15 protein-coding genes are annotated in these 15856 nt (G+C 39.6%); 4 read left to right on the forward strand and 11 right to left on the reverse strand.

Annotated features, from left to right (window positions below; translation table 11 throughout):
• Positions 1-446: 446 nt before the first annotated feature.
• The gene (locus BUB56_RS12350; RefSeq protein ID WP_110941624.1) at positions 447-866 is read right to left on the reverse strand and encodes a DUF3785 family protein; all 420 of its coding nucleotides are present in this window, start codon (positions 864-866) and stop codon (positions 447-449) included.
• 28 nt (positions 867-894) lie between these two features.
• The gene (locus BUB56_RS12355; RefSeq protein WP_242946339.1) at positions 895-1404 is read right to left on the reverse strand and encodes a uracil-DNA glycosylase; all 510 of its coding nucleotides are present in this window, start codon (positions 1402-1404) and stop codon (positions 895-897) included.
• A gap of 308 nt (positions 1405-1712) precedes the next feature.
• Here BUB56_RS12355 and BUB56_RS12360 point away from each other — a divergent pair, with 308 nt between their 5' ends.
• The 4 genes from BUB56_RS12360 to BUB56_RS12375 all read left to right on the forward strand — a co-directional run bounded on the left by BUB56_RS12360 (position 1713) and on the right by BUB56_RS12375 (position 5542).
• Complete coding sequence (locus tag BUB56_RS12360) at positions 1713-2132, forward strand: hypothetical protein (RefSeq protein WP_110941626.1); 420 nt, start codon at positions 1713-1715, stop codon at positions 2130-2132.
• Between the two features lie 144 nt (positions 2133-2276).
• Positions 2277-2663 (forward strand): GntR family transcriptional regulator, encoded by a 387-nt coding sequence (locus tag BUB56_RS12365; RefSeq protein ID WP_110941627.1) that lies wholly within the window; start codon positions 2277-2279, stop codon positions 2661-2663.
• Positions 2656-3555: an ABC transporter ATP-binding protein gene (locus tag BUB56_RS12370; protein ID WP_110941628.1), complete on the forward strand. Its 900-nt coding sequence runs from the start codon at positions 2656-2658 to the stop codon at positions 3553-3555. The genes BUB56_RS12365 and BUB56_RS12370 overlap by 8 nt, the downstream gene beginning before the upstream one ends.
• Positions 3530-5542, forward strand: coding sequence for a DUF6449 domain-containing protein (locus BUB56_RS12375; protein ID WP_110941629.1), 2013 nt, complete (start codon positions 3530-3532; stop codon positions 5540-5542). The genes BUB56_RS12370 and BUB56_RS12375 overlap by 26 nt, the downstream gene beginning before the upstream one ends.
• 71 nt (positions 5543-5613) lie before the next feature.
• Here the strand turns inward: BUB56_RS12375 and BUB56_RS12380 are convergent, their stop codons facing one another.
• The 9 genes from BUB56_RS12380 to BUB56_RS12415 form a co-directional block, all read right to left on the reverse strand.
• On the reverse strand, positions 5614-6261 hold the full coding sequence (locus tag BUB56_RS12380; protein WP_110941630.1) for a copper amine oxidase N-terminal domain-containing protein: 648 nt from the start codon (positions 6259-6261) through the stop codon (positions 5614-5616).
• A gap of 272 nt (positions 6262-6533) precedes the next feature.
• On the reverse strand, positions 6534-7481 hold the full coding sequence (locus BUB56_RS12385; RefSeq protein WP_110941631.1) for a sugar kinase: 948 nt from the start codon (positions 7479-7481) through the stop codon (positions 6534-6536).
• Between the two features lie 161 nt (positions 7482-7642).
• Entirely contained in the window at positions 7643-7807 is a 165-nt protein-coding gene (locus BUB56_RS19430) for a hypothetical protein (protein WP_190014485.1), read from the reverse strand.
• Positions 7808-7915: 108 nt separating this feature from the next.
• Positions 7916-9880, reverse strand: a complete 1965-nt coding sequence (locus tag BUB56_RS12390) for a glycine betaine ABC transporter substrate-binding protein (protein ID WP_110941632.1) — start codon at positions 9878-9880, stop codon at positions 7916-7918.
• Positions 9881-9947: 67 nt separating this feature from the next.
• Positions 9948-10196 (reverse strand): hypothetical protein, encoded by a 249-nt coding sequence (locus BUB56_RS12395; RefSeq protein WP_110941633.1) that lies wholly within the window; start codon positions 10194-10196, stop codon positions 9948-9950.
• Between the two features lies 1 nt (position 10197).
• Complete coding sequence (locus BUB56_RS12400; RefSeq protein WP_242946340.1) at positions 10198-11748, reverse strand: HAL/PAL/TAL family ammonia-lyase; 1551 nt, start codon at positions 11746-11748, stop codon at positions 10198-10200.
• A 108-nt stretch (positions 11749-11856) separates the two neighbouring features.
• On the reverse strand, positions 11857-12810 hold the full coding sequence (locus BUB56_RS12405) for a 4Fe-4S binding protein (protein ID WP_110941635.1): 954 nt from the start codon (positions 12808-12810) through the stop codon (positions 11857-11859).
• A gap of 67 nt (positions 12811-12877) precedes the next feature.
• The gene (locus tag BUB56_RS12410) at positions 12878-14443 is read right to left on the reverse strand and encodes a BCCT family transporter (protein WP_110941636.1); all 1566 of its coding nucleotides are present in this window, start codon (positions 14441-14443) and stop codon (positions 12878-12880) included.
• Positions 14444-14890: 447 nt separating this feature from the next.
• On the reverse strand, positions 14891-15601 hold the full coding sequence (locus BUB56_RS12415; protein WP_110941637.1) for a hypothetical protein: 711 nt from the start codon (positions 15599-15601) through the stop codon (positions 14891-14893).
• Between the last annotated feature and the right edge of the window lie 255 nt (positions 15602-15856).

The following is a 15856-nucleotide window of genomic DNA, read 5'->3' on the forward strand; positions in this document are numbered from 1 at the left end:
AAAGGGTTTCAAAATATCCATGGTGTCCTCATAAGACATAGAAAATATTTCAATGAAAAATAAATGTAGGGGACGACACATGGGTCGTCCCGAAAAAGCGGGCAGACACGTAGGTCTGCCCCCATAGGCGTCAGTTTAATCCAATTATTTCCAAATAAACCTTAGAAGCATGTCATTCTGAGCGTTAGCGAAGAATCTTATAGAACATAAGCAAGATTACTTTTGATTATCAGAATATATCATTTAGCTTAAAGATCCTTCGACTCCGTTTTACTCCGCTCAGGATGACAAATTATGGGTTAAGTTGACGCCTATGGGTCTGCCCCTACGGTAAACTATAAGCTACAGATCTGCAACTCTGATAAGGTTACTTTTTCCAATGAACACCTATTTAAAACAATGCCGCCCAATGGTACAGATCTATCAAGCAGCAGAGCTTCTATTCGTTATACCTCGCATTGTTCAATTTCTATAGTATAATCTCCGCAGTTAGTACATAGAATGATATTTGCAATATAGCTATTATCAACCTTTTTTTCCTTTAACAGCTTATCAAAGGAAGTACCTTCATAGTCCTTCGATATACTGCTTGTGACATATTCTCCTGCTTTTGTAAAAAGGTAAAAATGATATTCTAAGAATGGAAAATATTTTAGTTTTTCAGCTTTTCCCGCCAGGCAATTGGAACAAGGCTCGCCATAATAGGCAATGTCAAAATCCACTTCCTCCTGCCCCTTTAATAGGTCCAGAATCTCCTTGATTCCAATTCCTTTCACCGGATCTGTTTCGTCATTAATCAGACCACTACAGTTCTCCTGGCTAAGGATGTAGGTTTTCTCATCATAAGTAAATTGATAGCTTTCCATCATGCACCTCCCATATCGAATAAAGCGCCTAATACAGATAGTTCTCTTTCAGTTTCTTTATTCCTTCAACAAAATCTCGCTTTCCCCCCTGGGCAGGATGTCTTACCTTATGGCATTGTATATTCAGCTTACCCAGGGTTTGCTCTGCTTTGCCGCCTACAGCGACTACCCTTTTTATCTTGTATAGATCGATGATCCGTAAAAGGGGCTTTTCTCCTATTAATAATTCCCCCTTTAAAGGCGTTCTATTACTTTCTTCGTGCCCCTCTTTATGGGGATGAAAAGGAAAGGCATTCCAAGCAAGGGCGATAATATGGTGTTGCAGCAGGGTTTCCCATATGATCGTCGCTGTAGCTTCCCTCAATAATTTCTCCTTTTCTACTGCCAAACCATATCCTGCCTCTTTCCCAAATAACTTCAGACCGGCCATATTGTTCATCAACAGATGTTCACTGGTGAAAGGCACCCCTGTAAGCCTGCAGCCCTTATATCCCGGTGCCTCTCCTACAAGAAGTACAGAAGGCTTGATTTTACTCATCTGATTCAAATAGATCAGCAGATTATTCCTTCTGATTGCATTTTCTTCTGACCCAAAGGCATATTGGTTGTATACATTCGGAGGTACTTCTGTATTGGCAAGCTCTTCTATAAAATCTTTTAGTTTTTTAACATGGAACCAATCCTCTTTATAAAATGATTATCAATACAATTATATACCTGGAATGACACGGATTCAATGAAGTGCAATATTTGCTAATTTCCATAGTCCCTCAAAAGTACGAATATCTTCTAAGCTGTCCTAATAGTATGTAATAGGCGCATGAAAAAATGAGAGGAGGTTATCAAATGTATAAAAGGTTTTTTATTCTTGGAATGATATTGATTGTCTTTATCCTTGGGGTAGGTGCCCTGGGCCGGAATTTTGTATCAGATGGTGCTATAATTGCAAAAGAGGCTTATTTTTATAGGGAAGCGAAGATTGTGGAAAAGGTCAACAACAGCAACTCTGTTTTTCAGGTAAAAGTAGATTTGAATCAGGGAGAAACAAATTGCTTCTATGTATCTAGAGACGTCTATGCTAAGACAGCCGAGGGAGACATTCTTTATATCCTGTTTAAAGGGAAGGAAGGGCAGCCTTTAGAAGTCGTATCTGCCTTCGCCACAAAGGAGGATTATCAAAATCACCTGGATAAATACAAGAAGGATGATCTTCCTATTGTACTCTATGGAAAAGAGGTTTTACAGGAATACAATATTTCAAACTAGGCTCTATCAGGCAGCCGCAATCTTGCGGCTGCTTTTATTGTGCAAAAATATATTCAAAGCAAATTCTTGACACGATAAAAATATGGATATATAATACAACTGTATTAAGTGTATTATATATCGTAATACAGTTAGGAGGTGCCTATGTTTCAGCTAGACTTCAAAGACCGAAGACCTTTATATGAACAAATCAAGGAAAAAATGAAACTGCTGATGATCAACGGGGTTCTAAAGGCCAATGAGAAGATCCCCTCGGTTCGTGAATTGGCACAATCCCTTACCATCAATCCCAATACCATACAAAAATCCTACAAAGATCTTGAAACCGAGGGATTTATCTATTCTGTCCGTGGAAAAGGCAGCTTTGTTACACCACTGGATCATACAGCAAATCAAAGCCGATGCAATGAACTTATCACAGAGCTGGAAAAAATTGCTGCAGAGCTCATGTATCTAAACATACAGAAAGAGCAGATCATAGCCTGCATTGATACTATTTATCAAAAGGGGGAAGCCGAGCCGAATGATTGAAGTAAAAGGACTAACGAAACACTTCGGTAACTTTAAGGCACTAGACAGTCTGGACCTGCATGTCAAAGAGGGATCTGTTTATGGATTGCTGGGTCCCAATGGTGCGGGAAAAACTACACTGATCAAGCATCTCATGGGCATCTACCGCCAAGATTCCGGTACTGTTCTGGTTCAGGGGGAACCAGTCTATGAAAATCCTAACATGAAGTCTTCCATTGGATACATATCCGATGACTTGTATTTTTTTTCTCAATATACCATTGATGAAATGGCAGACTTCTACGCCAGCATATATCCTCAGTGGAGCTGGGAAAGGTATAAACTTTTAAAGCAGGTATTCCCTATAGACAGCAAAAGAAGAGTTACCCGTCTGTCCAAGGGTATGCAAAAACAGGTAGCCTTTTGGCTGAGCATATGCACCCTTCCACGGTTGATGATTCTGGATGAGCCTGTTGACGGCCTAGATCCTGTAATGCGTAAAAAAGTATGGAATCTGGTTCTTCAGGATGTGGCAGAATACAAAACCACTGTACTGGTATCTTCCCACAACCTTAGAGAATTGGAAGACGTTTGTGATCACGTAGGCATTCTGCACAATGGTAAAATCGTAGTTGAACGAGAGCTAGACAATATCAAATCCGATATTCATAAGCTGCAGATCGCCTTTTCCGGTGAAGTCCCCAAGGACTTTCTCTCTGATGAAGAGGTTCTCCATGCATCAAAAAACGGCAGTGTACTGCTCATGATTGTAAAGGGAGAACGGGATAGATTGCTGACTAAAGTACAAAACCACAATCCGGTTATACTGGATCTATTGCCTCTGACCCTGGAGGAGATTTTCATTTATGAGTTAGGGGGTATGGGTTATGACATCCAAAACATCACTATTTAGCAAAGGATTATTAAAAGCCAATGTCAAGCGATTTTGGTGGGTTGGCGCCTTATATACATTCATCTTATTTCTTTCCGTGCCTTTTCAATATATGATGTATGTGCCGGATCCTCAAAACGAATGGAGAAGGGTTCAATTGGATGCTTGTCTGAACTTTTTCTCCGGTCGGAATGACTTTCAAATGGTCATGGTGGCAGTTCTGCCTACAGCCTTGGCTGTGCTGCTCTTTAGATACTTAATGACCAGCAAGTCAACGGCTACAATCCATAGCCTTCCTTACAACCGAAAAACCCTGTACTTAAACCAGCTTGCGTCAGGCTTCCTATTCCTCATGGCTCCAGTCCTTTTCATCGGACTAACCATGACCCTGTTAAAAGTCTTTACTTCTATAGGTGCCTACTATTCCATGTTAGACCTACTGCAGTGGATGGGATTGACTACTCTATTTAATATCTTGTTTTTCTCTGTCGCTGTCTTTGTGGGAATGTTTACTGGCAACTCCGTAGCCCACATTGCCTTCAACTACATCCTGCATCTGCTGCCCCTAGGCCTTTATGTACTTCTTCGGGATAATATTGCCGCCTGGCTGTATGGCTTCAGCGGAAGCAACGGTTATGATCCTTTTTTCGATAAGCTGCCATGGTTTGTACTCTTTAACAATCCTGCAGCAAGACCTTATCTGCCAATAGGAGATCTACTGGGATATCTCTTTGCCATCTTGTTTTTCTTGGCTGCCGCCGGTTATGCCTATGAAAAGAGGAAACTTGAAGCAGCCGGAGAGATTATTGCCTTTACCTACTTCCGTCCAATCTTCAAATATGGGGTAACGACTTGCGGAATGCTGCTGGGAGGGTTATATTTTAGAAGTATTTCCGGAGGTTCTCTACCTGTATTTTTAGTAGGATACCTCTTAAGCTCTCTCATTGCCTATGGCATTGCAGAGATATTGATGCAAAAATCCTTTAGGGTTTTGCATACTTACAAAGGTTATCTTGTATATGCAGCAGCTATTTCACTACTGCTTATTGGTATCCATGCAGATGTTTTCGGCTACGTCCGCCACATGCCTCAGTTTGAGGAAGTAGAGAAGGTCTACTTTGGTTATTACTCCAATATCTGGACCAGCGAAGATCCTGCTACAGACCCCAAATATAAAGATATGCACCATGAAGCCAATTCCTTCTTCAGTGACCCTGAAAGCATTAAAAACATTATGGCCCTCCATGGTCAATTGATTCAGCATCCCAAACAAAAGGTGAGCGGCCCCTCCCCATATATCGTATATATATTAAAGAATGGCAAATACCAGGTACGCCAATATACAGTCAATGAGAAGCAGCATGCTTCTTTGCTGAAGCCAATCTATGAATCCATGGAATACAAAAAAATAAGGTACCCGATTGTTGTGCAAAAATCGGAAGATATAAAGTGGATTCAAATCAGCGATAACCGCACCTCTAAAAAGCCTCTGATTTTGGCAAACAGCCCGGAAATGCGGGAATTTATGGCGCTTTTCCAGGAAGAGGTTCGTTCCATGACCTACGAGGAAATGACTACTTACTCTAATGATTCTATTTATATACAAATTACAGATAACAAGGATAAATTCTACCATTATGGCTTCCGTAAGGACTTTGAATCTATGACTGCGTGGCTTGAGGAAAAGGGATACTATGAGAATCTGGTGCTGCTGCCTAAGGATATTGAATATGCTGTATTGAGGAAAGAACCCTCAAGGGTGCAGTTTGATAAAAACGGTGCAGTGTCAAATACCCCCGACAGTGTGGAAATAAAAGATCCAGAAATCCTTAAAGAGCTGTTAAGTATCAGCGAGACCGCTCAATATACCTATGAAAGAATACCCCTTTATGTAGATTTCTATATTAGGGGACCCTATGGCAGCCATTCCTATAGAACGCCATTATACACCAATGTTCCTGTTTCCGACGCTTTGAGAGGATTCATAGATACCTTAAATCAATCTTAGCCGAAACTAAAAAGACCCCAGTTGGAAGGGTATTCTCTGCCAACTGGGGTCTTTTAGTTTCTTATGTATCTTTAATACTTATAGACGCCTCTGTTGAGAGCATCTCTAACTGAGGAAATAATCTTACCGGATCTCAGGGTTGCACCTGTCAGTGCATCCACATTTTCTGTCACAATCTTACCTGGATCATATAGATCAGAAAGGCTATCCCGAATATCTTTCCCTACTAAGTAATCTGCCAGTTTCTGATATTGGCCACGGACACCAACGACTGTCTTGTTTTCCTCTTCTTTCAAGTAGTTAATCCCCTTATATTCCAGATGCTTTAAGGCCATGGACTTGATAATATTATCCTCCAGCTTGAATTCTACACCTACTTGCATATACCCGCCATCTATGTAAGCACCTCTATAGGTTCCATTTTCATAGCTTTGGCTTGTCTTGCTTTCCGTCTTTGCTGGCTGCGTACCAATATAAATTGATGAGGTAGTTCCGTCCCACTTTACTTCCTTGCCTAGGGATTCGGACACAAAAGCCAATGGCACATAGGTTCTGCCTTTGTAAATGAAGCCCGCTTGGTCTGCAGGCGGCACCTTTTCTACTCCATCCACATAATACTTTAACGGTTTAAAGGTTACTTCGATTTTCGCTCCTGCTGCATAAGCTGCACCCGTCATGAGCATAGAACCGATAATCAATCCTGAAATAAACTTTTTCATAAAAAACCTCCTTAATGTTATTTTTTCTTTTGTCTTATTCTCTTTCCATTACCTTTATAAAACATATCCAGTGTTCATAAAAAGAACTGTGTTGATATCTTTTAATGTTTGATAATGGTTATCATTTTCACCATTTTATATTACCTGCTTTTTCACAGCTTGTCAATATTTATACAAATTTTTTTAGGTTTTTTTGTGATGCCTTTAAATGTTTTACAACAAAAAAGCCCTAGGTAATCTCACCTGTGGCTTTCTTTAGATAACCGTATTACTTATCGGTCAATATATCCCCTTTTTCCAATAAAAGTCATGAGTTGATTATAGGTTGGGAATCCCTCCATGTCTCCACTCACTAATGTAGCCATGGCTCCCACTCCATTCCCATACTCAGCAGCTTCCTGCAGGCTCAGTCCCCGCAGAATTCCTGAAAGAAATCCTGCTGCAAAGCCATCACCTGCACCTACTGTATCTTCTACCTTTTCTATTAAATATCCTTCTATATAATCCTTCGTATCAGTATTTTCTACATAGCAGCCCCTTTTCCCCAGCTTCACTACTACTGTGGTACATCCCATGGACATAAATGTTTTAGCCAGCTCCTCTGGCCCATTGGTGCCCGCTAATAATTCTCCTTCGTCCTCTCCTATCAGTAAAATGTCTGCTTTGCTGGCAATCTCCAATAGTACGGGCTTTGCAGTCTCTATGTCCCAAAGCTTTAGACGGATGTTCGGATCAAAGGAAACAATTACATTATTCTCCTTAGCTATACGAATAGCCTCAAAAACAGCTTCTTGCGCAGGCGTTGACAGAGCGGGGGTTATCCCGGTTATATGCAATACTTTAGCCTTTGAAATATAAGAGGCATCTAGATCTTCTGGCGATAGACGACTGGCTGCAGAATCCTTTCGATAATAGTAAATATTGGGGTTGGAGAAACCAAAGCGTTCTTTAAATAACAATCCCGTATTTCTATTGGAATCTGTTAAGACTCTTGAAACATCTACACCTTCTCCCCGTATTACGGATAGTATATAGCGGCCAAATTCATCTTCTCCAAGCTTCGAAAACCATCCTACAGAATGTCCCAGTCTTGCCATAGCAATGGCAACATTCGACTCTGCACCTGCTATGGTTTTTCTAAAGCTGGTAGCATAGCGCAGCGGTCCTGTAGCATCCGGGTAAAACAACACCATACTCTCTCCGAAGGTAACTACCTCCATATGAATACCCCCTTTGAAGCATAATCAGTTTATATATTCTACTGTTGTCAGACGTCTTATGATATAGTTATGATATATTATTTTTTCTGAAAAATCAATATAAATCTATACATCAAAATAATATACCACCTTAATCCATCAAGGTGGTATATTATTCATCTTTACTGCTTTATATCTTTCCGATTATTATAAGTCTTTTCGGTAACCAGCTTTTTGTGATTTACCATGTCTTCATTATCAATAGCACCAATGTCTCCTGCCAGTTCATAATTCATCTCATTGAAAAAATTACTGTCAATTTCTCTTGTTCTTTTCTTTTTATCCATATTATATCACCTCGCTTTTATTGTTTGTTTCATTATGCTCCACATGCAAGGTAATTATAGGCAGAATCCTCAGACTGGCTCAATAATCATCAAATAAATGTCACCCTATTAAGCTCGTTTAACCAAAGAATCTACATACTTTAATGCTGTATTTCTGATATCCGCACCCCTATATATTTCGCTCAGAGCTTTATTGACCGTATCCATATCTATCTCGAAATTTTTGAAGGTCTGGTACAGTTCAGTATTTTCCTCTCTTAATCCCTTTTTTACCAGAGTTGTACAATATTCTTCCTTGCCGAATACCCCTTTAGGATCTTCTAGAAACTTCAAATCATATACACCAAATTTATAATGAGGCTGCCAGCCTGTTATAATAATCCATTCTTGATTCTTAATAGCCTGATCTAATGATTGAAGCATTGCCTCTTCCTCATCATGGATCACATCAAAATCATGGAGATTATAGGTTTTCAAAACTTCTCTCGTCAGCTGTCCTATGCCTGTACGCCTTTGTAAGGTATATATTTTGTTCTTAAATCTATGGGCATGGTTTTTTAACTCAGCCACACTATCCACGGTTACATAGGCAGGCACTACCAAGCCCATCTTGCAGCCTTTTAGGTTTGCACCTAAATTTTCCAGCTGATTGCCGTATTTCTTTTCAAGATATGCATCGGAATTAGGCATCCACGGTACGATGGTGGCATCTGCCTTACCCTCTGCCACGCTCCTCCATACCTCCTGGTTATTCACCAGTATTCCTTCTACTGCAATTCCATGCTTTCTCTTCACGATTTCCTTTAGCGCCTCTAGCCGAAAATAGGATTCCGTATACTCATTGTGAGCAACCTTGAAAAATTTATAATGATCCAGCTGCTTGGAAATCACCTGAATTTTCTTTGTAAATTCGCTGAACTTCTCTGTTATAGCTTCAATGGAATTTGTATTTTCCTGCATAGATGCACTTATTTCCTCGGAGCTGGCTGCTGACTGTTGGCATACAGCAGAAATATTTGCAATTTCTTCTCTTACGGTTTCACTAAAGATAGTAAGTTCATTGATTCTGCTAAAGATTCCTTTAATATCCCCTTCAACCACCTGCATGGCATTGTTTATATCGAAAAAAGCCTTTTCTGTGTTTTTTAGATAGATTTCCTGATCCATAATCGTTTTATTATTGATATCTATTGCCTTTATAGATTCATCTACCTCTGTGTTTACTTTATGAATCAAATCCCTTACCTTCTGGGCAGAGCCATTGGATTCTTCCGCCAGCTTTCTGATCTCCTGTGCAACTACAGCAAAACCCTTGCCTGCTTCCCCTGCCCGTGCAGCCTCAATGGCTGCATTTAATGCCAATAGGTTTGTCTGCGAAGAGATGCTGGAAATCGTATCTACAATAGAATGGATTTCCGACGCCATGTTTTTAAGATTTCCGATTACACTGCTGACATACTGGATAGATTCTATACTTTCACTCATTTTTTCACGCTGGGCCTTTAAAGCAGCGTTTCCTATATTGACCATATCCATAGTATTTTTTGAGTTTTCATTAATACCAGTTATTTGTTCTTTTATCTCCATTACAAATTCGTGGGTTTTCATCATATTGTTTGACGCTTTTGTAACAGAGCTTGCAACCTCAGAATTTCCCCTTGCCATTTCGCTTATGGCAGTGGATATGCTGCTCATCCCTTCTGAAACATTATTGATATCTTCTTGCAATAGTATCCCCGTACTGTCAACAGTTCTTGCAACTCCATATATATCTGACAGGGTATGCCTAAAATTATCTACAAATTCCTTTAATCTTGCCTCAAGACCGATGGATCTATTTGCACCGGCATGATATAAATTTCCATTGATTAAATCCTCTATCATCCTTGATGTATGATCCCTTCCTAATTCACCCTTAGACACTCTGTAATCCGTCCATAAGGACAGCAGGATCAAGGTCTGAACAGCTATAAATATAAGTATAGAATAACCCGTATTCATTCCTGTAGATATGAAGAAAGCAATATTTAAGATAAAGCATATACTCAATATAACGGTAGGTCTAAAAAACATAGTTAATCCCCCTAGTATTGTTTATGACAAATAAGAGCAGCCCTTGTCCGAGACTACTCTTATTTTGTTATTTTATTTTTTTGCAAAAATCCCTTTTTCTGAAAATCGACCGAAGAAATACAATCCATCCCCAAGAAACTGTCAAGGCAGGCAATGCTGCCGTTAACGCTGCTTCTATGGGAGGTATTTGAGAAAATCTCAGGGGTCCAAAGAAGAGGATAAAGGTAATCACCATGACAAGAAAGAGTATTACACGTTCAAACATTGTTGACGGCGGTGTTAAAAAGATTTTTTTGATATCAATCTCTGCTTTCATTTTATACCAGCCTTCCAATCTTTTCTTCTACCAGATCTATAATCCTTCCTGTATGAATCAAGTCTCTCAAATGATTGATATGAGGATAGAGGTATAGATCCTCTTCCATCTTTGGCACACTTTGTGCGATCTCATCTAATACGGCTTTGGAGGCTGATCCAGGGTAAAGCCCATCCTCCATAAATTGGTGTGCCTGAAATACGGATAAAAGCTCTATAGCCAAAATAAACTCCAGCTTTTCTGCAATCTGTCTTGCCTTTTTCGAGGCATTATACCCCATTGCAACATAATCCTCTTGTCCGCCGCAGGTGGGCACTCCATCGACGGTGGCCGGATGAGAAAGAATCTTCATGTCGTTGAGCAGCCCAGCCTGGGTATACTGTGGAATCATCAGTCCGGAATTGAGTCCTGGATTTTTGATCAGGAACCAAGGGTATGGAGAAAGATTTCCGTCTACCAATCGATTGTTTCTTCGTTCTGACATTTTAGCTATCATTGTGGCAGCGATGCAAGCCGAATCCATCTCGATACCAACATAGGAAGAATCTGCATTGCACCCCGAAATCGTTTCTCCATCCTCTCCCACAGGCCAGATAATCGGATTGTCGCAGCAGGCGTTCATCTCTATCTCAATGGTTTTTAGTGCATCTTTCAGTGTTTTCTTTGCAGCACCATGGAGCTGCGGTATACACCGGAGAGATAATGCATCTTGCAGGCGATGCTCTTCAAAGTGTTTGGCAATGCTTGAATCCTCCAGTACTTTTCGGACATTTGCAGCCGTATTTTGTTGATCTGCATGGGGCCTTACCTGCATAAGACGTTCATTGAAGGCTTTTGTCGTTCCTTTAAGTACTTCTAGGGTCATGGCCCCAATTACATCTGCTGTCATGGATGCATTGATCATATCGTAAAGGGCTAAGGCACCAATAGCCGTTACACTAGTGGTTCCTGATACCAGTGTTAGTCCTTCTTTTGATGAAAGTACAATCGGTGATAAAGCTGCCCTTCTTAGCGCTTCTTGAGAAGATAAAAGCTCTCCCTTATAATAAGCTTTTCCTTCTCCAATCAAGACCAAAGCCATGTGGGCTTCAGGGCTCAGGTATCCTACAGAACCTTCCTTAGGCGCAAAGGGAGTGACGCCGCGATTAAGAAATTGTCTGTACAGCTCCATGGTTTCAATACGTGCACCAGCATATCCTTGACCTACATTCAGCAGCACCATCAGCATGGTTCCTCTGACTTCTTCAATCCCAAGAGGCTCTCCTACAGAAACCGCATGGGATAAAATAATATTCCGCTGCAGCTCTGCAGTTTCTTCTTTTGATATAAATTGGGTGCATAATGCTCCAAATCCGGTAGTAACCCCGTACATGACGCGACCTTCTTCAGTCCACTTTTCTACAAGGTCGCGGGCTTTCTTTACCCGTGTAATATAGGAATCTGAAAATTCCACCATAGCACCATGCCGAGCTACTGCAATAAATTCCTCTATACTAATCTGGCCCCCAAGAATAACCTTTTGAATCTCTTGTGCCCGTAATTTTCTAGTCAATAGTATGCCTCCTCCTATACTGCTTAAATTCCCAGTCGATATTTCCTTGACTGTCATATTTGCTGTTCTGAATCTTAAAGGAAGTTATTTATATTTCAGCAAACTGTATTATCTTAAATAGATAATTGCGTCTTTTGGACAATGCTCTGCACATAGAGTACAGGACCAGCATTTTTCTCGATCAAAGTGAACTTTGTTGTCTTCTCCCAGATAAAATGCGCCAAAGTTACAAATGCTCACACATTTTCTGCAATGAATACATTTTTCTTCGTTCCAGTAGATACTATAAGCAGCCTTAGGCCACTTATCTTTAGATCCAAGTACTTGAGCAGCTCTAAAAGGATAACAGCAGCATCCGTCACAATTACACAGGGCCTCATCTTCACCGGAATGGATCAGGCCATTTTTGTTGGCCTCTTTTAGAATTTGCTTTGCCATTTCCTTGGTCAATCTTTCTCCCCATCCTCTATCTGCGGGGGTATTGATCTCATGCCCAAACTGAATACATGTGTTCTTAGGCTTATCGCATTTTAATGCAATTGCTCTGCAGTTACAAGGCTGTAGATAGATTTCTCTGTCCATATTTTCAATCGTTTCCTGTGCTTCTTCTAAAGTCATTAGATTGCTATTATGAAGGGATATTTTCTCCCCTTGGATTTTTCTTTCAATGGTTTCTCTTATATCCTCAACGTAAGTGGCAAAACACCACTGATCCAGCTTTTGTCGGTCCTCTTCAGAAATTCTTTGCCAATGATCTGGCTCATATTGGGCAAAATAGGATAGACGGGTGTAGAATCGATCCAATTTAAAAAAGAGATTATCTTCTCTTTCAATTTTCTTTGTGATAGCTCTTCTGTAACAATTCTGCAGGAATAAGCCGCTATCCCCGCTAATGTTTTTGTCTATTAATTTCTGCAGTTGCGCAACTGTAAATTCTTTTTTTCCCATGAGGGCAATTAGTTTGATTTCCTTTTCACTAAACATGTGAGGGATAAGATGTTGAAAGGCTTCAGGCATTTCATAGTTCTCTGCAATCTTTAAATAATCATCCTTTTCAGTCATTTTTTCCTCCTATAGAGGGTATAGGAAGAAGATTGGCTCTTCTTCCTAACCACCTCATACCGGTATTTTATTCCTCAACCTTATCAATGAAGAACATTTTGATGCAAGAAGCTACTTGAAGAACAAATACAAAAAGTACTACAAAACCGCCGGCAGCGGAAAGATATTTAACTCCGTTAACCCCTTGAGAACCGCCGGCAAATGCTACCATTAAGTAAGCAATGGTACCTACAGAAATACCCCAAAGCAGTTTTTGCCATGTAGCAGGCTCTTCATCATGCTCTATGCCTTTTGTGCAAAGGGATGCAACGGTTCTATTGATGGAGTCGGCCGCTGTAGAGAAGGATAATACCAGCGTAAACATTACAATCGGGATGATAATGGCCCCAAAGGGTATATGCCCCAGGAAAGCCCATAAAGCTGCAACAGCCCCATTGCTGTTAATTGTACCTACTAAATCTAATGTACCGTTTGTTTGCCAGTAAATTGCTGTACCACCCCAGATACCAAACCAAATAACACTGAATAGAGATGGCATAATCCAGTTGATAATCATAAATTCACGAATTGTTCTGCCATAAGAAATGATCGCAAGGAATATACCCATCAGCGGTGCGTAGGCAATCCAGATCGCCCAGTCATATAATGTCCACCACATAACCAGAGCCTCTCCGCCGATATCGATTGGATCCAATCCCCATATCCAGAAGTTTTGCAGCCAATACGCCATACCTGCTGTAGTCATTCTTAGGATATACAGTGTAGGTCCAACAAGGAATAAGAAAACTAAAAGAACATAAAATATCTTTGAGTTCAAGCTGGAACACCACTTGATTCCTTTATCAATTCCCAGCAGGGATGAAACCGTAAAGGTAGCGGTAATCACTACGGCTAAAGCCAGCCATACAAAAGAACTTTGCGGAATTCCATAAGTCATTTCCAAACCTGAGCTTACCAAGGTTAACCCTGCACCAAGAGAAGCGGATAATCCTAATGCTATACCTAAAAGTGCAAGTGTATCTACTACATCTGCCCATACACCTTCAGTCACTTTATCTCCAAATAATGGAATGAGTGAAGATGTAACAGATAAGGGCTTTTTGCGGTTGAAATACATATAAGCCACTACAAGACCGCATAATGAGTACATTGCGTAAGGAATAAAGGTCCAGTTGAAGAATACACGGGCCAGGGCAAATATTGCTGCAGTCACTGTGCCTGGTGTAACGCCTGTTTGGGACAGTTCTCCCCATACATTACCAAAGTAAACAATAGGTTCATTTACACCCCAGGTAATTACCCCTGTAGCAATACCTCCGGTAAGTGCCATGGCAAACCAAGTTCCAAAGGAGTACTTTGGCTTTGCATCGGCTCCCCCGAACCGGATTTTTCCAAGCTTAGAAAAAGTTAAAACACCAATAAGGATTAATGCAATAATAGAAATAATTTGATAGAGCCAACCAAAGGTTCTTAATGTCCATAAAAAAGTATTGGTTGCGATTTCAGTTAATAATTCATTATTAAAAAGTCCGATTACTGCCGAGCCACCAATTACAAGAATAGATGGCCAGAAAACGCCCTTACGCAGGGGTCTTGCTTTTACTTCCGGTTTTGTGCTTGTCTCTTGTACCATTCAATTACCTCCTTCTGATTTTTTCTAAATTAAAGCGAGTAATTATTCTCCTATTTTCACCTCCGTTATTTGACATTTTATTATTCAATTAAATGGAATCATTCCATTCCATAACAGGGTTATTTCTAGATTTTTTTGCAAGAATCATGCCATTGCATTTTTGATTGTTATAATCCTGTCAAAGCATTAAAATCAGTTGTTTTTTTATTTAGAATCTTTAGAAAACAAAGTTAGGCAACTGCCATTTTTTTTTGCACCTATTTCATTTATCTTTAAAATCCTTGAAAAAACTTAAGTAAATAGCGCCAAATAATTTGGCGCTATTGCAAAATTTTTTTGCTCTAAATAGCATAATATTCTAATTTTTGCTTTTGCCCTACATTAAAACCCATTACTTGACAGTAATATTCTCCAATTTATATAAATAACACTAGTTTACAAGTTTGACTAAGCAATCTTCTTTCCCTGCAAGTAGCATTTAACAGATTCCTCTATCGAAGCATCTATTTTGCTATTTTCGAGGGAAGATACGAAACTATCTAAAATTAATTCCTTATGAATCTGCCTTGATATTTCACGCTTTATTGCTTGAGGACTTTCAAACTGCCAGGCTTTTAACCTTTGATCTAAAAATGGCAGCACACAAACAAGGGTAAATCCTATAGCTAAAAGATTAACATATCTTTCAATGGCTAGTTTATTGCGAACCATGTAGTTGCTAAATCCCCAAAAGAATTTATGTTGGTAGAATATGACTTTCATATTCCAACGGATGACGTAGACACGAAGGGCTAAATTTTCTGATCCTTTGAAACTATATTTCGTTTGTAATGTATCAACAATCGTTAGAAAAACTGTAGAATGCTTCAAATTATCAGGAATTAAGGCAATTCCAATACCTACGGTAACCTTTATTAGCTCTTCTGAAGGAAAATGGACATAGGATAAAAGGTAGTATAGTGAATTCAATACTTTTCTACCGTACTTTTTGATGAAAATTTCATGTAGAAAGCGGATAGATCGAACTTCTTCAACAGAGATAATAGCAAAGACTAGCCAAAGGAAAATATTAAAGCTCCGCTTTTTAAAAAGTGAACGGTATTGTAGTAAATATTGCTCTATCGTTTGAATAAATGAATCTTGGGATATACTAAACATATCAGACGCCTCCTAGGGTGTTGGTTTGTCATAAGATTAGTATTCCTAGGATTCAGGTGTCTGATTTTGTTATTTTATGGAATTGTTTTTAAATCACTACATCACTTGTAAACTGGTGTTATATCATAAAAAAACCGGATAACCTCCTTCAGTGCTTATTGAAAGAAATAGGGAGAATATCAAAGTATGGATCAGCTAATGCTAATGATTTCGCAAATAGGCTCTATTGATAAATAAAAACAACAGTGATATGCT

Origin of the sequence: Geosporobacter subterraneus DSM 17957 (genome assembly GCF_900142145.1) — a bacterium.
GTDB lineage: Bacteria > Bacillota > Clostridia > Peptostreptococcales > Thermotaleaceae > Geosporobacter > Geosporobacter subterraneus.